The 17,788-nt window shown below is 64.2% G+C and carries 14 protein-coding genes; all 14 read left to right on the top strand.

Annotated features, from left to right (window positions below):
- Window positions 1-17 precede the first annotated feature (17 nt).
- Entirely contained in the window at window positions 18-599 is a 582-nt protein-coding gene (locus ACUXH0_RS16440) for a YqaA family protein (protein ID WP_182594218.1), read from the top strand.
- Between the two features lie 201 nt (window positions 600-800).
- Window positions 801-4,838 carry a DUF3683 domain-containing protein gene (locus ACUXH0_RS16435; protein ID WP_004633273.1) on the top strand — a complete coding sequence of 1,346 codons (4,038 nt, stop codon included), beginning with the start codon at window positions 801-803 and terminating at the stop codon, window positions 4,836-4,838.
- Window positions 4,839-4,840: 2 nt separating this feature from the next.
- Window positions 4,841-5,278, top strand: a complete 438-nt coding sequence (locus ACUXH0_RS16430; RefSeq protein WP_024973655.1) for an HIT family protein — start codon at window positions 4,841-4,843, stop codon at window positions 5,276-5,278.
- A 114-nt stretch (window positions 5,279-5,392) separates the two neighbouring features.
- A complete protein-coding gene (locus ACUXH0_RS16425; RefSeq protein WP_182594217.1) occupies window positions 5,393-7,237 on the top strand; it encodes an ABC transporter ATP-binding protein/permease in 1,845 nt (614 codons plus the stop codon).
- Window positions 7,238-7,268: 31 nt separating this feature from the next.
- A complete protein-coding gene (locus tag ACUXH0_RS16420; RefSeq protein ID WP_004633267.1) occupies window positions 7,269-7,685 on the top strand; it encodes a gamma-butyrobetaine hydroxylase family protein in 417 nt (138 codons plus the stop codon).
- Between the two features lie 52 nt (window positions 7,686-7,737).
- Complete coding sequence (gene ubiE, locus ACUXH0_RS16415) at window positions 7,738-8,469, top strand: bifunctional demethylmenaquinone methyltransferase/2-methoxy-6-polyprenyl-1,4-benzoquinol methylase UbiE (RefSeq protein WP_004633265.1); 732 nt, start codon at window positions 7,738-7,740, stop codon at window positions 8,467-8,469.
- A 127-nt stretch (window positions 8,470-8,596) separates the two neighbouring features.
- Window positions 8,597-9,643 (top strand): Tim44 domain-containing protein, encoded by a 1,047-nt coding sequence (locus ACUXH0_RS16410; RefSeq protein ID WP_027693098.1) that lies wholly within the window; start codon window positions 8,597-8,599, stop codon window positions 9,641-9,643.
- 145 nt (window positions 9,644-9,788) lie between these two features.
- Window positions 9,789-10,451, top strand: a complete 663-nt coding sequence (locus ACUXH0_RS16405; RefSeq protein ID WP_182594216.1) for a ubiquinone biosynthesis accessory factor UbiJ — start codon at window positions 9,789-9,791, stop codon at window positions 10,449-10,451.
- The gene (gene ubiB / locus ACUXH0_RS16400) at window positions 10,448-12,025 is read left to right on the top strand and encodes a ubiquinone biosynthesis regulatory protein kinase UbiB (protein WP_004633260.1); all 1,578 of its coding nucleotides are present in this window, start codon (window positions 10,448-10,450) and stop codon (window positions 12,023-12,025) included. Before ACUXH0_RS16405 ends, ubiB begins: the two co-directional genes overlap by 4 nt.
- A gap of 23 nt (window positions 12,026-12,048) precedes the next feature.
- Window positions 12,049-12,678: a class I SAM-dependent methyltransferase gene (locus tag ACUXH0_RS16395; protein ID WP_024973650.1), complete on the top strand. Its 630-nt coding sequence runs from the start codon at window positions 12,049-12,051 to the stop codon at window positions 12,676-12,678.
- Window positions 12,679-12,908: 230 nt separating this feature from the next.
- Window positions 12,909-14,348, top strand: a complete 1,440-nt coding sequence (locus ACUXH0_RS16390; RefSeq protein ID WP_004633256.1) for a high affinity choline transporter 1 — start codon at window positions 12,909-12,911, stop codon at window positions 14,346-14,348.
- A 245-nt stretch (window positions 14,349-14,593) separates the two neighbouring features.
- The gene (locus tag ACUXH0_RS16385) at window positions 14,594-14,944 is read left to right on the top strand and encodes an FmdB family zinc ribbon protein (protein WP_182594215.1); all 351 of its coding nucleotides are present in this window, start codon (window positions 14,594-14,596) and stop codon (window positions 14,942-14,944) included.
- A 30-nt stretch (window positions 14,945-14,974) separates the two neighbouring features.
- Window positions 14,975-15,712, top strand: a complete 738-nt coding sequence (locus tag ACUXH0_RS16380) for a DUF502 domain-containing protein (RefSeq protein WP_004633251.1) — start codon at window positions 14,975-14,977, stop codon at window positions 15,710-15,712.
- 51 nt (window positions 15,713-15,763) lie between these two features.
- Window positions 15,764-17,635 (top strand): aspartate--tRNA ligase, encoded by a 1,872-nt coding sequence (gene aspS / locus ACUXH0_RS16375; protein WP_009239134.1) that lies wholly within the window; start codon window positions 15,764-15,766, stop codon window positions 17,633-17,635.
- Window positions 17,636-17,788: the final 153 nt, after the last annotated feature.

Genomic DNA, 17,788 nt, shown 5'->3' with positions numbered 1-17,788 from the left:
ACTCTACAATCGATCGCATGGAACAGTGGATCGACACGCTTTTTGCCACGCTCGCCCTGCCAAAGGTCGGGCTGCCCGCCATCTTCGTCGTCAGTTTCATTTCGGCGACGCTCTTGCCGCTGGGCTCAGAGCCCGCCGTGTTTGCTTACATCAAGCTCAATCCGGAGATGTTCTGGCCGGCCATCATTGTCGCCACGCTCGGCAACACGCTGGGCGGCGTGGTCGACTGGTGGATGGGCTACGCGGCCAAGCTGGCGCTGGTGCGCTACCACCTGGGGCGCCGCCGCCGTCAGCACAACGTCGAGCACGCCCAGCACGTGCCGCACCCCAAGCGCCACCGTGAACCTCCGCTCGACAAGAAGTACTTCCGCTGGATGCGCCGCATCGGGCCGGTGTCGCTGCTGGTGTCGTGGCTGCCGGGCATCGGCGATCCGCTGTGCACGCTGGCCGGCTGGCTGCGTCTGAAGTTCTGGCCGAGCGTCATGTACATGGCGATCGGCAAATTCCTGCGCTATCTGGCGATGACAGCAGCGCTCATGACCTTGCCCGACGGCTTCTGGCACGGCATCCTGGGCTGGATCAAGAGCGTGATGATGTGACGTTTGCGTGGCGTTCGGCGCACTCGATCAGGCCTGCGCTTTTCGCAAGCCATTGAAAACGCGATGGTTTTGCCGCCCATATCATCGGCAGGGATACCGTTGCTGCGACGCATCAACGGCGCGCGTTGCAGTACAATCGCCCTTTAAAGACCGCGCGGCTTGAGCCCTCTTTGCCGCGCCCTCCCTCCCGAGCGGCACGCCATGAATGCCCCACTTCTGATCGACGCCAAACTCACGGCGCAGGACGCTGCGCCCCGGCTGCGCGAGATTCCCTACAACTACACCTCGTTCTCGGATCGGGAAATCGTCATCCGTCTGCTGGGCGAGTCTGCGTGGCAGATTCTGGACGAACTGCGGGCCGAGCGTCGCACCGGCCGATCGGCACGCATGCTGTACGAAGTGCTGGGCGATGTGTGGGTAGTTCGCCGCAACCCATATCTGCAGGACGACCTGCTCGACAACCCGAAGCGCCGGCAGATGCTGATCGACGCACTCAATCACCGCCTGGCGGAGATCGAGAAGCGCCGCGTGGCCGACCACGATTCGCACCACGACCCCGTGGGTGACGAGCGCGCCAGCAAGGTCGAGCAACTGGTCGTGCATGCCCGTCGCGCCGTCAAGGCGTTCCAGGAAGAATTCGCTCAGGTGTACGACCTGCGCCGCCGCGCCCAGAAAGTGCTCGGCCGCGTCACCGCCAAGGACAACATCAAGTTCGACGGCCTGTCGCGCGTGTCGCACGTGACCGACGCCACCGACTGGCGGGTCGAATATCCGTTCGTGGTGCTCACGCCCGATACGGAAGAAGAGATCGCCGGTATCGTCAAGGGCTGCTTCGAGCTGGGTCTGACCATCATCCCGCGCGGAGGCGGCACCGGCTACACCGGCGGCGCCGTGCCGCTCACGCCATTCTCGGCCGTCATCAATACGGAAAAGCTCGAGCGCCTGGATGCGGTCGAGATGACCGACCTGCCGGGCGTTGACCACCCCGTGGCAACCATCTACTCGGGCGCCGGCGTGGTGACGCGTCGCGTGGCGGATGCGGCGGAGAAGGCCGGCCTCGTCTTCGCCGTGGACCCGACTTCGATCGACGCGTCGTGTATCGGCGGTAACGTTGCCATGAACGCGGGCGGCAAGAAGGCGGTGCTGTGGGGCACAGCGCTGGACAACCTCGCCTGGTGGCGCATGGTTGACCCGGACGGCAACTGGCTCGAAGTCACGCGCCTCAATCACAACCTGGGCAAGATCCACGATGCGCCGGTTGTCACCTTCGAGCTGAAGTGGTTCGACGGCAACGCGCCGGTCGGCGCCAAGTTGCTGCGCACCGAGACGCTGACCATCGAAGGCCGCAAGTTCCGCAAGGAAGGCCTCGGCAAGGACGTCACCGACAAGTTCCTGGCGGGCCTGCCCGGCGTGCAGAAGGAAGGCTGCGACGGCATCATCACCAGCGCGCGCTGGATTCTGCACCGCATGCCCAAGTCGATCCGCACCGTGTGCCTGGAGTTCTTCGGCCAGGCACGCGACGCGATCCCGAGCATCGTCGAGATCAAGGATTACCTCGACGCCGAGACCAAGAAACCCGGCGGCGCGATCCTCGCGGGCCTGGAACACCTGGACGAGCGCTACCTCCGGGCGGTCGGCTACGCCACCAAGAGCAAGCGCAACGCGTTCCCGAAGATGGTGCTGATCGGCGACATCGTCGGGGATGACGATGACGCCGTGGCGCGCGCCACGTCGGAGGTGATTCGCCTGGCCAACGGCAAGAGCGGCGAAGGTTTCGTGGCCGTAAGCCCCGAGGCACGCAAGAAGTTCTGGCTCGACCGCTCGCGCACGGCAGCGATTGCCAAGCACACCAACGCCTTCAAGATCAATGAAGACGTGGTGATTCCGCTCAATCGCATGGGCGAGTACACCGACGGCATCGAGCGCATCAACATCGAGCTCTCGATCAAGAGCAAGCTCAAGCTGACCGACGCGCTGCTCGATTTCTTTGCCGGCAGCAACCTGCCGCTGGGCCGCACCGACGACGCCAACGAGATCCCCAGCGCCGAACTGCTGGAAGACCGCGTGCAACAGGCGCAGCAACTGCTGCGTGCCACGCGTGCACGTTGGCAATACCTGCTGGATCATCTGGACACGCCCGTTACCACGGCGCGCGCGAGCCTCATCGGCGTTGGCCTGGGCTACCTCGCGCAGACCATCGATGACCGTCTGGTGAATCAGCCTGACGCCAACCTGTTCCACCTGCTGCAGGATCGGACGATCCGCGTGTCGTGGAAGGCGGAGATCCGTGCCGAGCTGCGCAAAATCTTCAACGGCGGCGAGTTCAAGCCGATCCTCGACGAGGCGCAGGCGATCCACAAGAAAGTGCTGCGCGGCCGCGTGTTCGTCGCGCTGCACATGCACGCCGGCGACGGCAACGTGCACACCAATATCCCCGTCAACTCGGATGATTACGACATGCTGCAGGACGCCCACAAAGCGGTGGCCCGCATCATGACGCTGGCGCGTTCACTGGACGGCGTGATTTCAGGCGAGCACGGCATCGGCATCACCAAGCTGGAATTCCTCACCGACGAAGAGATCGCCGACTTTGCTGCCTACAAGCGCCGCGTCGACCCGAACGGCCGCTTCAACAAGGGCAAGCTGCTGCGAGACATCAATGACCCGCAAGGCCTGGCCGCCGACCTTCGCAACGCCTATACGCCGTCGTTCGGCCTGATGGGGCACGAGTCGATCATCATGCAGCAGAGCGACATCGGCGCCATCTCGGAGTCGATCAAGGACTGCCTGCGCTGCGGCAAGTGCAAGCCGGTGTGCGCCACGCACGTGCCGCGCGCCAACCTGCTGTACAGCCCGCGCAACAAGATTCTTGCGACCTCGCTGCTCATTGAGGCCTTCCTGTACGAAGAGCAGACGCGCCGCGGCGTGTCGGTCAAGCACTGGGAAGAGTTTGCCGACGTGGGCGACCACTGCACGGTCTGCCACAAGTGCGTGACGCCGTGCCCGGTCAAGATCGACTTCGGCGATGTATCGATGAACATGCGTAACCTGCTGCGCAAGATGGGGCAGAAGAAGTTCAACCCCGGCACCGCAGCGGCGATGTTCTACCTGAACGCGACTAACCCGGAGACCATCAACTTCACGCGCAAGGTGATGTTCGACTGGGGCTATAAGGCGCAGCGTCTGGGCAACGACATCCTGAAGAAATTCGCCAAGAAGCAGACCGCACGTCCGCCCGCTACGGTGGGCAAGCCGCCGGTGCGCGAGCAGGTGATCCACTTCATCAACAAGAAGATGCCGGGCAACCTGCCCAAGAAGACCGCGCGCGCGTTGCTGGACATCGAAGACAACGAGATTGTCCCGATCATCCGCAACCCGAAGGCCACCACGCCAGATAGCGAGGCGGTGTTCTACTTCCCGGGTTGCGGCTCGGAGCGCTTGTTCTCGCAGGTGGGCCTGGCCACGCAGGCAATGCTGTGGCACGCCGGCGTGCAAACGGTGCTGCCGCCGGGCTACCTGTGCTGCGGTTATCCGCAGCGCGGCACCGGCCAGTTCGACAAGGCCGAGAAGATCGTCACTGACAACCGCGTGCTGTTCCACCGCGTGGCCAATACGCTCAACTACCTCGACATCAAGACGGTGGTGGTGAGCTGCGGCACTTGCTACGACCAGCTGGCCGGGTATGAATTCGACAAGATCTTCCCGGGTTGCCGGATCATCGACATTCACGAATACCTGCTGGAGAAGGGCGTGAAGATCGACGGTGTGCAAGGCACGCGGTACATGTACCACGACCCTTGCCACACCCCGATCAAGACCATGGACCCCACCAAGCTGGTCAACCAGCTGATGGGCGGCAACATCGGCGCGGATGGCCAGACCCACGCGATCGAGAAGAACGATCGCTGCTGCGGCGAGTCGGGCACGCTGGCGATTTCGCGCCCCGACATTTCCACGCAGGTCCGCTTCCGCAAGGAAGAGGAGATGCAGAAGGGGGCCGACAAGCTGCGTAGCCTTGGCCAGACCAGCGGCCAGGGCGGTGAGGCGTTCAACGGCGACGTAAAGATCCTCACGAGCTGCCCGGCGTGTCTGCAGGGCCTGTCGCGGTACACCGAAGATGTTTCGGTGCAGGCTGACTACATCGTGGTCGAGATGGCGCGTCACGTGCTCGGCGAGACCTGGCTGCAGGACTACGTTGCACAGGCCAATGCCGGCGGCATCGAGCGGGTTCTGGTGTGACGATGACCGAACGGGCGCCCGGCTGCGCGCTATGCGAGGCGGACGGCGGCGAGCCCGTCTGGCGTAACGCCAAAGCGCGCGTGGTGCTGGTCGAGCACGCGCGCTTTCCGGGTTTCTGCCGTGTCATCTGGAACGACCACGTGGCCGAACAGACCGATTTGTCCGATAACGATCGCCATTGGCTGATGGAACTCGTCGCCCGCGTTGAGCGTGTGCTGCGCGCCGAACTGGCCCCGGACAAGATCAACCTGGCCAGCTTCGGCAATTTCGTGCCGCATCTGCACTGGCACGTCATCCCGCGCTATCGGTGGGACACGCATTTTCCAGAAGCCGTGTGGGGGCCCGAGCAGCGCGCGCCCGATAACGAGCGCATGGCCGAGATCACGGCCAAGCTGCCGGCGCTGTCGTACGCACTCCAAGCGGCGCTAGCCGACGCGTGAGCCCGGTCGGCGGTAGCGCCGGGGAACCCTGATAATGCATCGCCGCGTCCTGTGCGGAACCCCTGTGGCGCGCACGACGTCTGATTCCTTTTCTGTTGCGCCAACGCCCTCGCCATGACGACACCGCGCACCGCCGCTACGCCGGATTCCCACAAGGATTCCATCTCCGAACTGACCGTTCACCATGGACGGCTGAATCTCTCGGAGACCTGGCAGCTGATCCGCCCGTACTGGTTTTCGGAAGACCGCCACAAGGCCTGGGGGCTGCTTGCATTGGTGGTCGCCCTGAACCTGTTTCTGGTCTACATGAACGTGCTGTTCACGGACTGGAACCGGCTTTTCTACAATGCGCTCGAGCAGAAGAACTACGGCGAATTCTGGACGCAACTGGGCCGCTTTTCATGGATTGCCGCGTTGCTGATCTTTGGCTCCATCATGCGGTTGTATTACTCGATGATGCTGCAGATGCGGTGGCGGACGTGGATCACCGGTAGCTTCCTCGACGACTGGCTCAGCAAGCAGGCGTTCTACCGCCTGGAACAAACGCACAGCGCTGACAACCCCGACCAACGGATCGCCGACGACCTGCGCAACTTCACCGATGCGACGCTCACCTTGGCGCTGGGTTTCCTGAATTCAGCTGTGACGCTGGTGTCGTTCTTCGGCATCCTCTGGGCGGTGTCGGGGCCGCTGGCGTTCAGCCTGGGCGGCCACGACTTCGTGATTCCCGGCTACATGGTGTGGTTTGCGCTGCTGTACTCGATCGTGGGCTCGGTCATCATCCACTTCGTGGGGCGGCCGCTGATCGGGCTGTCGTTCCAGCAGGAACGTTACGAGGCGTACTTCCGTTTCCTGCTCGTGCGCGTGCGCGAGAACAGCGAGAGCATTGCCCTGTACCGCGGCGAGCCGACCGAAAAAGCCATCCTGCGCGGCCGTTTCGAACGCATCCGCACCAACTGGAACCAGTTGATGGACTACACGCGGCGCCTGACTTTCGCCAGCTCCGGCTATGCGCAGTTCGCCATCATCTTTCCCTTTCTGGTATCGGCGCCGCGCTACTTTGGCGGCACGCTCACGCTTGGCGGAATGATGCAGGTCGCCACGGCCTTTGGGCAGGTGCAGGATGCGATGTCGTGGTTTGTCACGAACTACCGCACGCTCGTCACGTGGAAGGCTTCCACCAACCGTCTGATCGAGTTCCAGCGCGCCATCCGCGCCGCCGAGCGAGAAGAGGAGCACCGCGCCGGCGTGCGCGATGTCGAGGTCGAAACCGCCGCCGTACCCGCCATCGAAGCCCGCGACCTCGCGCTGAACCTGCCGAACCGCAAGCCCGAAGACTTGCTGGTCGAACCCTTCGACATGACGCTCGCACGCGGTGAGCGCGTACTCGTTAGCGGCCCGTCGGGCTGCGGCAAAAGCACGCTGGTGCGCGCCGTGGCCGGCATCTGGCCGTATGGCAGTGGCCGCATCGAGGTGCCGGACGATGCCCGCGTACTGTTCCTGCCGCAGCGCAGCTACCTGCCGTCGGGCACGCTGGCCGATGCGCTGTCGTATCCGGATTTGGCCACCCAGTACACCGCTGAGCGTCTGACCCAGGTGCTGAACGCATGCCGATTGCCGGCACTGGTTGATCTGCTGGACGAGGTCAGCAACTGGAGCCTGCGCCTGTCCCCGGGCGAGCAGCAGCGCCTCGCTTTTGCACGTGCGTTGCTGCAGCGCCCCGATTACCTCTTCCTCGACGAGGCCACCAGCGCGCTCGACGAAGACACCGAGGCCTTCATGTACAGCCTGATGCTCGAATCGATGCCTGATGTGACCATCGTCAGCGTGGCGCACCGCAGCACCGTGGCACGATTCCACCATCGCCGCCTGCGCTACATCCCCGAGGGCGATCCGTTGACTGCGGTAAGCTATCGGGTGGTGGAAGAGCCTGCGCACATGGCGCTGGCGGCTTCCTAAAACACCGTTTTTGACTCGACGAGACGTTTTCATGGCCGGACTTTCCGCCGACACCCCGCACCCCACCGGCATCACCGTGCACACGCAATCGCGTGTGCTACAGATCGCCTTTGCTGATGGCAAGCAGTTCAGCCTGCCGTTCGAATACCTGCGCGTGCTGTCCCCGTCGGCCGAAGTGCAGGGGCATGGGCCCGGCCAGGAAGTGCTGCAGACCGGCAAGCGCGAGGTGGGCATCGTCGGCGTCGAGCCGGTGGGCAATTACGCGATCCGGCCGCTGTTCTCCGACGGCCACGATTCCGGCATCTTCGATTGGGCCTACCTGTACCGCCTCGGCATTGAGCACGGCGCGCTGTGGCAGGCCTATCTCGATCGCCTGGCTGCTGCCGGCGTCGACCGCGACGCTCCGATGGCAGAGAACGCCGGCCACGCCTGCGGCCACAGCCACTGATTCCCGATTCATTTCGCGGCGCCTGTGCGCTGCATCCGTATTCCTTTCTGTCATGAGCCAAACCCACTTCGGATTCCAGCAGGTCGATGAGCAGGAGAAGGCCGGCAAGGTCGCCGGCGTGTTCCATTCCGTCGCGAGCAAGTACGACGTGATGAACGACCTGATGTCCGGCGGCCTGCACCGCGTGTGGAAAATGTTCACCATTGCCCAGGCAGCAGTGCGCCCGGGCTACAAGGTGCTCGACATCGCCGGCGGGACCGGTGATCTGGCCAAGGCCTTCGCGCGCCAGGCAGGTCCGACCGGCGAGGTATGGCTGACCGACATCAACGAGTCGATGCTGCGCGTCGGCCGTGACCGGCTGCTCGATGCCGGCGTACTCACTCCCACTGCGCTGTGCGACGCCGAGCACATTCCCTTTCCGAATGCTTACTTCGACGTGGTGACAGTGGCGTTCGGCTTGCGCAACATGACGCACAAGGATCGCGCGCTCGCTGAAATGCGTCGTGTGGTGAAGCCAGGGGGCAAGGTCATGGTGCTGGAGTTCTCCAAGGTGTGGCAGCCACTGGAGAAGGCCTACGACGTGTACTCGTTCAAGGTGCTACCTTGGTTGGGCAGCAAAGTGGCGGGCGACCCCGAGAGCTATCGCTACCTGGCGGAGTCCATCCGCATGCACCCGGATCAGGAAACGCTCAAGCAGATGATGGAACAGGCCGGATTGGACTCGGTCGAATATTTCAATCTGACAGCAGGTGTCGTGGCTCTGCACGTCGGCCGTCGCCTCTAGGTGTTTTCGTTGTTCCACCAGATGGGCGATGCAGCGCGCTGCGGCGATATGCCACGATCCTTCACATTGAATTTCGGCATTGACGTCTTCATCTAATGGCGTCACTGCCATTGGAGAGAAGACAGCGATGAGTTTGCACTGGGGTGGAAAATTGATGGCGGGCGCGCTGGTCGCGACGCTCGCTCTGGGCACGGCAATTGACGCCAACGCCAAGCGCATGGGGGGTAGCCGCAGCATCGGCAAGCAGTCGTCCACCGTGACGCAACGCCAACAGACGCCGCCGGCCACAACGCCGTCGCCGACACAGCAGGCCGCACCGGCCGCGCAACCTTCACCGGCCGCACCGGCTCCGGGCGCTCCGGCCGCAAAGCCCGGACGTAACTGGGGCGGCATGCTGGGCGGCCTGGCTGCCGGTCTGGGTATCGGTTATCTGCTGTCGAAGTTCGGTCTGGGCGCGGGCCTCGCCTCGTTGCTGTCGAACCTAATCCTGATCGCACTCGTCGCCTTTGTGGTGATGTGGATCATCCGCAAGGTCCGCGGCAGCCGTCCGCAAGGCCCTGCCTATGCCACGGGTGGCCCGTCGCTGGGCGGCGACCGTGAACCGTACGTGCCGCAACCTGCCGCACCGGCCCCGCAGGCTTCTGCTCCGGCGGCCGCATCGCTCAACACCGGCAACACGTCGGGCCTCGGCGCCGGCGCGGCAACCGCCGCACAGTCGTGGAACCTGGGTGGTTCGGCTGCGAGCGCGCAGGCCGTCAACGCTCAGCCTGCTGCAGCCGCACCGCAGCAGCCGTGGGGCGTGCCGGCAGATTTCGACACGCAAGCCTTCCTGCGCAACGCCAAGGTGTACTTCATCCGCCTCCAGGCCGCTTGGGACGCGGGCAATCTCAACGACATCCGGGAGTTCACCACGCCCGAGATGTTTGCCGAGATCAAGATGGACCTGGCCGACCGCGGCACTTCGCCCAACAAGACCGACGTGGTCTCGGTCGAAGCCGAAATGCTGGGCATCGAAACGCAGGCCGCCGAGTACCTCGCGAGCGTGCGCTTCTCCGGCATGATTCGCGAAGAAGCCAACGCCCCTGCACAGCCGTTTGCCGAGGTCTGGAACCTGACCAAGCCGACGCAGGGCGCAGGCGGCTGGGTGTTGGCGGGTATTCAGCAGTTGCAGTGATGCCGTAACAACTTGAAGCGGCGCAAACGGCCGTTTCAACATTCCCCGTAAAATAGGGCTCGACCGTCTGGTTCGGGCCCTTTTTGTTGCCCGCCACTAGCCCGCTTTTTGCTGCTTTCTTGCTGTTTTTGCGCACCGTCACCGCATGTCTTCGACAGCCATTTCGTCTCCGTCTTCGTTTCCGCTCGTGCTGATGCAGCCGCTGCTGCTCGCGCTCAACCATCTGCTGCGCCAAGAGCCCTGGGCGCAGGAGACGTTGCGGCCCTTCGCAGGCCGCGTGGCGCGCTTTGACCTGGCGCCCATGTCGATGACGTTGCAGGTGGACGCCGCCGGCCTGGTGACCGCTCCCGCGCCTGATGTTGAACCGGCTGTGACCGTTGTCGTGCCGCTCGCGGCCGCTGCCGGCGATTACGCCACGGGCGGGCAGGCCGCCGTGCTCAAGCACGTGCGCATCGAGGGCGAGGCCGAATTTGCCAACGTACTGTCGACACTGCTGCGCAACCTGCGCTGGGATGCGGCCGAAGACCTCTCGCGTGTGTTTGGCGACGTGATCGCGCAGCGCATGGTGAGCGGCGCCCAGGCCGCCCGCACCGAAGCCACGCGCGTCAGCCGTTCGCTGGCGGAATCGGTGGCGTCGTACCTGACCGATGAGCAACCGACGCTGGTGCGCCATGCGCGCCTTGCGCAGTTCGCCGCCGATGTGGCCGCACTGCGTGACGCCGAAGCGCGTCTGGTCAAACGGCTGGAGCGGCTCGAAAAGCTCCCGCGACCGGCCACCCGGACCGCACGTCAGGGTGAATCGGCATGACGCGCTTCTTCCGGCTGGGCAAGATCGTTTTCGTCATCCTCTATTACGGGCTGGATCAGCTCGCGTTGTCGGGCTTCAAGAGCCGCCGCATTCGCGCGCTGGTCTGGCTGCTCACGCTGGGCCGCAAGCCGAAACTCCCGCGTGGCGAGCGCCTGCGCCTGGCGTTGGAGCAGCTTGGGCCCATCTTCGTGAAGTTCGGGCAGGTGCTGTCGACGCGGCGCGATCTGCTGCCGCCAGATGTGGCCGACGAACTGGCCAAGCTGCAGGATCGTGTGCCGCCGTTCGACCCGAAGGTGGCGGCGGCCATCGTGGAGAAATCGCTCGGCAAGCCGCTCTCGGCGCTGTTCCATCGTTTCGATCATCACCCCGTGGCGAGCGCGTCGATTGCACAGGTGCATTTCGCCACGTTGCGCGGCGGCCCCTATGATGGTCGCGAGGTGGCGGTCAAGGTCTTGCGCCCGGGCATGCTGCCTGTGATCGACAGCGACCTCGCGCTCATGCGGGATCTCGCTACCTGGATCGAAAAGCTGTGGGCCGACGCCAAGCGCCTGAAGCCGCGCGAGGTGGTCGCCGAGTTCGACAAGTACCTGCACGACGAGCTGGACCTGATGCGCGAGGCGGCCAACGCCAGCCAGCTGCGCCGCAATTTTGCCAAGTCCGATCTGTTGCTGGTGCCCGAGGTGTTCTGGGATTGGTGCACGTCTGAAGTGTTCGTGATGGAGCGCATGCACGGCATGCGGATCTCGCACACCGAAGAGCTGCGTGCCGCCGGTGTCGACATGCACAAGCTCGCCCGCGACGGCGTGGAGATCTTCTTCACGCAGGTCTTTCGCGACGGCTTTTTCCACGCCGACATGCACCCCGGCAACATTCTCGTGAGCGTGGCGCCTGAGACGCTGGGCCGCTATATCGCGCTGGATTTCGGCATCGTCGGGGCGCTGTCGGAGTTCGACAAAAACTACCTCGCGCAGAACTTCCTGGCGTTTTTCCAGCGCGACTACCACCGCGTGGCGGTGCTGCATATCGAGTCCGGCTGGGCGCCGGAAGAGACGCGCGTGGAAGAGCTGGAAGGCGCCATCCGCGCATGCTGCGAACCGTATTTCGATCGGCCGCTGGGCGAGATCTCGCTCGGCCTGGTGCTGATGCGGCTGTTCCAGACCTCGCGCCGCTTCAACGTGGAAGTGCAGCCGCAGCTCGTGCTGCTGCAGAAGACGCTGCTCAACGTGGAAGGCCTTGGGCGCCAGCTCGATCCCGATCTGGACCTGTGGAAGACGGCCAAGCCCTTCCTCGAGCGCTGGATGCACGAGCAGATCGGCTGGCGCGGTTTTGTCGAGCGACTGAAGGTCGAGGCGCCGCAATGGGCCAACAAGCTGCCGGACTTCCCGCGCCTGGTGCACCAGATTCTGGATCGCCACTCCCGCGAGGACGGCAATGCGCAAACTGCGGCGCTCACCGCGCTGCTTGCCGAGCAAAAGCGCACGAACCGGCTGTTGTCCGCCGCGCTGCTGTTCATCGGTGGCTTCGCGGTCGGCATTGTCGCGACGCATGTGCTGGCCTGGATGGCCCGTTACTGATCCGCCTTCACTTTCCCAGCGCCATGGCCCAACCGCCCGTCTTCCAATCCCGTGACGCCGCCGATCCCGCCTTCTGGGACGAGCGGTTCAGCCGCGAGCACACCCCCTGGGATGCCGCCGGCGTGCCTGCCGCATTCCAGCAATTCTGTGAAGCGCAGCCTGCGCCGCTTTCTACGCTGATCCCCGGTTGCGGTAACGCCTACGAGGCCGGCTGGCTTGCCGAGCGCGGCTGGCCGGTCACGGCGATCGACTTTGCACCGAGCGCCGTGGCATCGGCCAGGGCCGTGCTGGGCCCGCACGCCGACGTGGTGCAATTGGCCGATTTCTTCCGCTTTTCGCCGCCTCGCCCGGTGCACTGGATCTACGAACGCGCATTTCTGTGTGCGATGCCGCGTCGGCTGTGGCCCGACTACGCCGCGCAGGTGGCGAAATTGCTACCGCCGCGCGGGTTGCTTGCGGGCTTCTTTGCCGTGGTGGAAGGCCGTGAGGCGATGCCCAAGGGGCCGCCGTTCGAGACCACGCAGCCTGAGCTGGATGCGCTGCTGTCGCCTGCGTTCGAACGCATCAGCGATATGCCGATCGCCGAGACCGACTCAATTCCGGTGTTTGCCGGGCGCGAGCGTTGGCAAGTCTGGCGGCGCCGCGCTGATTGATCTGTCTACCCGGTCAGTGTTGGTGCGAAGCAACATGAGCCGTGGTCAACAAAAAGCCTACTGGCGCCCGTTGCGGGCCGTCGCCCAAGAATCTGGCAAACCGGGCGGCATTCGTGGTCGCACCGATGCCCCGGCGCGCAGTCCCATCGCTATAATCCGGCCACTTTGCCCGGCACCCCTGGGCCCAAAACCGGGCCACCATGGGTTTTCCTGCTTCTTTCCGCGCTGCCATGCTGATCTGGTTTGTCATTGTTTACTGGGTGATTTCGGTCGGGATCGGCCTGTGGGCTGCACTGCGCGTGCGCAGTACCGCCGACTTCGCCGTGGCTGGCCGCAGTCTGCCGTTCTACGTCGTGACCGCCACGGTGTTCGCCACCTGGTTCGGCTCCGAGGCGGTGCTCGGGATTCCCGCGGAATTTCTCAAGGATGGCCTGCACGGTGTGGTGGCCGATCCGTTCGGTTCGTCGCTGTGCCTGGTGTTGGTGGGTCTGTTCTTTGCCAAGCCGCTGTACCGGATGAACCTGCTCACCATTGGTGACTTCTATCGCAACCGCTTTGGCCGCGTGGCCGAAACGCTGACCACCCTGTGCATCGTCGTGTCGTACCTGGGCTGGGTGGCAGCGCAGATCAAGGCGCTGGGGCTGGTGTTCTACACCGTGTCTGACGGCGCGGTTTCGCAAGACCTCGGGATGATGATCGGCGCGGGCAGCGTGCTGGTCTACACGCTGTTTGGCGGCATGTGGTCGGTGGCGGTGACGGATTTCATCCAGATGATCATCATCGTGATCGGCATGCTGTACATCGGCTGGGAAGTGTCGGGCCAGGCCGGTGGTGTGGGCGCGGTGGTGGCGCACGCCGCGGCTTCGGGCAAGTTCTCGTTCTGGCCGGCGTTCAACCCGATCGAGGTCATCGGCTTTGTGACGGCGTGGATCACCATGATGCTCGGCTCGATCCCGCAGCAGGACGTATTCCAGCGGGTAACGTCATCGCGCACCGAGCGCATCGCCGGTACGGCGTCGGTGCTGGGCGGCGTGTTGTACTTCATGTTTGCGTTCGTGCCGATGTTCCTGGCGTATTCGGCCACGCTCATCGACCCGGAGATGGTCGCGAAATACATCGATACCGATTCGCAGATGATCTTGCCGAACCTGGTGCTGCAGCATGCGCCGATCTTCGCGCAGGTGATGTTCTTCGGTGCGCTGCTCTCAGCCATCAAGAGCTGCGCGAGCGCGACGCTGCTGGCGCCCTCCGTGACGTTCGCCGAAAACGTGCTGCGTCCGCTGCTGCCCAACATGGACGACAAGCGTTTCCTGCGCGTGATGCAGGCAGTGGTGCTGACGTTCACGGTCTTGGTGACGCTCTTTGCGCTGAACTCGCATCTGTCGATCTTCCACATGGTCGAAAGCGCCTACAAGGTGACGCTGGTGGCCGCGTTCGTGCCCTTGGCCTTTGGCCTGTTCTGGAGGCGCGCGACCAAGCAGGGCGGTCTGTTGGCCATCATCCTGGGCCTCGCGGCGTGGATCTGGTGCGAAGCGTTCCAGCCGAATGCGATGCTCCCGCCACAATTGGTTGGCCTCCTTGCCAGCTTTGGCGCGATGGTCCTGGGCTCTCTCGGACCACAGTGGATCGCGAACCGTGCGCCGACCACCAAGGCGGTCACGCAAGCCTGAGCGTCTCGTTGCGGGCGTGCGCGGTGTGCCACTTTGTCGCATACCGCCATCGCCTGCTCCCAATCTGCGGTCGGGGATTCTCCTAAAAGGGTTTATAATTCAAGGCTTTGCGCGCCCGCACTTGTGTGGCGCGCGGTTGCCCCAATCTTGCGAGAGCCCGTGCGCATTTCCCGCAACGCGTTCGCGGGATGCGCGGGCAATCCAATCGCTTTCTTGTCATTTGTTTGTTCCAGGGTGAGGACACCATGCCGATCTATGCTTATCGATGCGACGCCTGCGGCCACGCCAAAGATGTGCTGCAGAAGATGAGCGACGCGCCGCTGACGGATTGCCCCGCATGCGGCGCGCCGGCGTTCAAGAAGCAGCTCACCGCTGCCGGCTTCCAGCTCAAGGGTTCGGGCTGGTACGTGACGGACTTCCGTGGCGGCTCGGGTGGTGCATCGGCTGCGGCGGCGGGTACCGGTACGGCAGCCAAGACGGATGCCGCTGCGCCGGCCGCTGCGGCCGCGCCGGCCGCGTCGTCGGACAGCGCGTCGTCCAGTGCCAGCACGCCGGCCGCGTCCGGTGGTTGCGGCACGTCGTGCGCTTGCCACTGATCGCATCGCTCACCTTTCGGTCCATCGCCCATGAAACAGAAAACCAGCGCACTCAAGACATGGTTCCTGACCGGTCTTCTGGTGCTTGTTCCGCTCGCGATCACGCTGTGGGTGCTGTCGCTCATCATCGGTACGATGGACCAGAGCCTGGCGCTGCTGCCGTCGGCATGGCAGCCGGATCAGCTGTTCGGGCGGCGAATTCCTGGCGTCGGCGCGATTCTCACGCTGGCGTTCATCCTGATCGTCGGCGTTCTGGCGCACAACTTCATCGGCCAGAAACTGGTGCTGTGGTGGGAAGCGCTCGTGGGCCGCATTCCCGTGGTCGGCCCCATCTATTCGAGCGTGAAGCAGGTGTCGGACACGCTGCTGTCGTCCAACGGCAATGCGTTCCGCAAGGCGCTGCTGGTGCAGTACCCGCGCGAGGGCTCGTGGACGATCGCCTTCCTGACCGGCCGCCCGGGCGGTGATGTTGAAAACCACCTGCAAGGCGAGTACGTCAGCGTGTATGTGCCGACCACGCCCAACCCGACGTCGGGTTTCTTCCTGATGATGCCCAAGGCCGACACCATCGAGCTGGACATGACGGTGGATGCCGCGCTCAAGTACATCGTGTCGATGGGGGTGGTGGCGCCCGAAGCGCTGCCGCGCCGCATGGACCCGCCCGATGCCTCGCCACAGACGGAGGACCGGTCGCCGGCTCAAGTGCCGCGCGACCCTTCGAATCCGACCGCGCTGCCTGCAGAGGGCGGCGCCATCGCGGCACCCTGAGCCGGCGACACGAACGAAGTCGAATCGACGCCGGCCCCCCGATCAACTTTCATGCGCGACGCTTCATTGGCGGCGCGCTTCGCGGAAAACCACAACATGCAAATGCGTACTCAATACTGCGGTCAGGTCACCGAACAACTGCTCGGCCAGAGCGTCACGCTGTCGGGCTGGGCCCATCGTCGTCGCGACCACGGTGGCGTGATCTTCATCGACCTGCGCGACCGTGAAGGCCTGGTGCAGGTCGTCTGCGACCCGGACCGCCCGGAGATGTTCAAGGTGGCCGAAGGTGTGCGCAACGAGTTCTGCCTGCAGGTGAAGGGCGTCGTGCGCGCCCGCCCGGAAGGCACCACCAACGCCAACCTGACCAGCGGCAAAGTTGAAGTGCTGTGCCACGAGTTGACGGTGCTCAACGCCTCCGTCACGCCGCCGTTCCAGCTGGACGACGACAACCTGTCGGAGACCACGCGCCTGACGCACCGCGTGCTGGACCTGCGCCGTCCGCAGATGCAATACAACCTGCGCCTGCGCTACAAGGTCGCGATGGAAGTGCGCAAGTACCTCGACGACAAGGGCTTCATCGACATCGAAACGCCGATGCTGACCAAGAGCACGCCGGAAGGTGCGCGCGACTATCTGGTGCCGTCGCGCGTGAACGCCGGCCAGTTCTTCGCGCTGCCGCAATCGCCGCAGCTCTTCAAGCAGATGCTGATGGTGTCGGGCTTTGATCGCTACTACCAGATCACCAAGTGCTTCCGCGACGAAGACCTGCGTGCCGACCGTCAGCCCGAGTTCACCCAGATCGACTGCGAAACGTCGTTCCTGAGCGAGCAGGAGATTCGCGACCTGTTTGAAGAGATGATCCGCACGGTGTTCAAGAACACCATGTCGGTGGACCTGGATGCCAAGTTCCCGGTGATGGAGTTCCGCGAGGCGATGGCCCGCTTCGGTTCGGACAAGCCGGACCTGCGCGTCAAGCTCGAATTCACCGAACTGACCGACGCCATGAAGGACGTCGACTTCAAGGTGTTCTCCGGCCCGGCCAACGCAGAAGGCGGCCGCGTCGTGGCACTGCGTGTGCCGGGCGGTGCTTCCCTGTCGCGTGGCGATATCGACGCGTACACCAAGTTCGTCGAAATCTACGGCGCCAAGGGCCTGGCCTGGATCAAGGTCAACGAAGTGGCCAAGGGCCGTGACGGCCTGCAATCGCCGATCGTGAAGAACCTGCACGATGCGGCCATCGCCGAGATCCTCAAGCGCAGCGGCGCACAGGATGGCGACATCCTGTTCTTCGGCGCCGACCGCGCCAAGGTGGTCAACGACGCGATGGGTGCGCTGCGCCTGAAGGTCGGCCATTCGGACTTCGCCAAGAGCACCGGCCTGTTCGAAGACGCCTGGAAGCCGCTGTGGGTGATCGACTTCCCGATGTTCGAGTACGACGAGGAAGACGCGCGCTGGGTGGCCATGCACCACCCGTTCACGAGCCCGAAGGACGAGCATCTGGAATACCTGGAAACCGATCCGGGCAAGTGCATCGCCAAGGCTTACGACATGGTGCTGAACGGCTGGGAAATCGGCGGCGGCTCGGTGCGGATCTACCGCGAAGAAGTGCAGAGCAAGGTGTTCCGCGCGCTGAAGATCAACGATGAGGAAGCGCGTGCCAAGTTCGGCTTCCTGCTGGACGCGCTACAGTACGGCGCGCCCCCGCATGGCGGTATCGCGTTCGGTCTGGACCGCGTCGTCACGATGATGGCCGGCGCCGATTCGATCCGTGACGTGATCGCCTTCCCGAAGACACAGCGTGCGCAGGACTTGCTCACGCAGGCGCCGAGCCCGGTCGACGAAAAGCAATTGCGCGAGCTGCATATTCGCCTGCGCGCCGCCGAGGCCAAGGTGGCTGCCCCGACGGCTGCAACGACCGCCTAAGCACCCTCGCCAACGCTCCACAACAAACCGCGCCGCCTGACAAGGGCGGCGCGGTTTGTTTTTGGGCGCCTGCGGGGCAACTTGCAGCGCTCGGGAACATTGCGTGCTAAACCGAATCTTTCGTGTTTCTGTCACGTTGGGTGACAACGAAGG

Source organism: Ralstonia sp. 110700041-2, from assembly GCF_056280165.1.
This window is presented reverse-complemented; position numbering and strand designations above follow the sequence as displayed.

What these genes read in the sequence shown, in the direction of transcription:
- ACUXH0_RS16425 (WP_182594217.1), top strand. Translation starts at nt 5,393, where the DNA reads ATGACGACACCGCGCACCGCCGCTACGCCGGATTCCCACAAGGATTCC.
- ACUXH0_RS16405 (WP_182594216.1), top strand. Translation starts at nt 9,789, where the DNA reads ATGTCTTCGACAGCCATTTCGTCTCCGTCTTCGTTTCCGCTCGTGCTG.
- ACUXH0_RS16430 (WP_024973655.1), top strand. Translation starts at nt 4,841, where the DNA reads ATGACCGAACGGGCGCCCGGCTGCGCGCTATGCGAGGCGGACGGCGGC.
- ACUXH0_RS16385 (WP_182594215.1), top strand. Translation starts at nt 14,594, where the DNA reads ATGCCGATCTATGCTTATCGATGCGACGCCTGCGGCCACGCCAAAGAT.
- ACUXH0_RS16395 (WP_024973650.1), top strand. Translation starts at nt 12,049, where the DNA reads ATGGCCCAACCGCCCGTCTTCCAATCCCGTGACGCCGCCGATCCCGCC.
- ubiE (WP_004633265.1), top strand. Translation starts at nt 7,738, where the DNA reads ATGAGCCAAACCCACTTCGGATTCCAGCAGGTCGATGAGCAGGAGAAG.
- ACUXH0_RS16440 (WP_182594218.1), top strand. Translation starts at nt 18, where the DNA reads ATGGAACAGTGGATCGACACGCTTTTTGCCACGCTCGCCCTGCCAAAG.
- ACUXH0_RS16420 (WP_004633267.1), top strand. Translation starts at nt 7,269, where the DNA reads ATGGCCGGACTTTCCGCCGACACCCCGCACCCCACCGGCATCACCGTG.
- ubiB (WP_004633260.1), top strand. Translation starts at nt 10,448, where the DNA reads ATGACGCGCTTCTTCCGGCTGGGCAAGATCGTTTTCGTCATCCTCTAT.
- ACUXH0_RS16435 (WP_004633273.1), top strand. Translation starts at nt 801, where the DNA reads ATGAATGCCCCACTTCTGATCGACGCCAAACTCACGGCGCAGGACGCT.
- ACUXH0_RS16410 (WP_027693098.1), top strand. Translation starts at nt 8,597, where the DNA reads ATGAGTTTGCACTGGGGTGGAAAATTGATGGCGGGCGCGCTGGTCGCG.
- ACUXH0_RS16390 (WP_004633256.1), top strand. Translation starts at nt 12,909, where the DNA reads ATGCTGATCTGGTTTGTCATTGTTTACTGGGTGATTTCGGTCGGGATC.
- aspS (WP_009239134.1), top strand. Translation starts at nt 15,764, where the DNA reads ATGCGCGACGCTTCATTGGCGGCGCGCTTCGCGGAAAACCACAACATG.
- ACUXH0_RS16380 (WP_004633251.1), top strand. Translation starts at nt 14,975, where the DNA reads ATGAAACAGAAAACCAGCGCACTCAAGACATGGTTCCTGACCGGTCTT.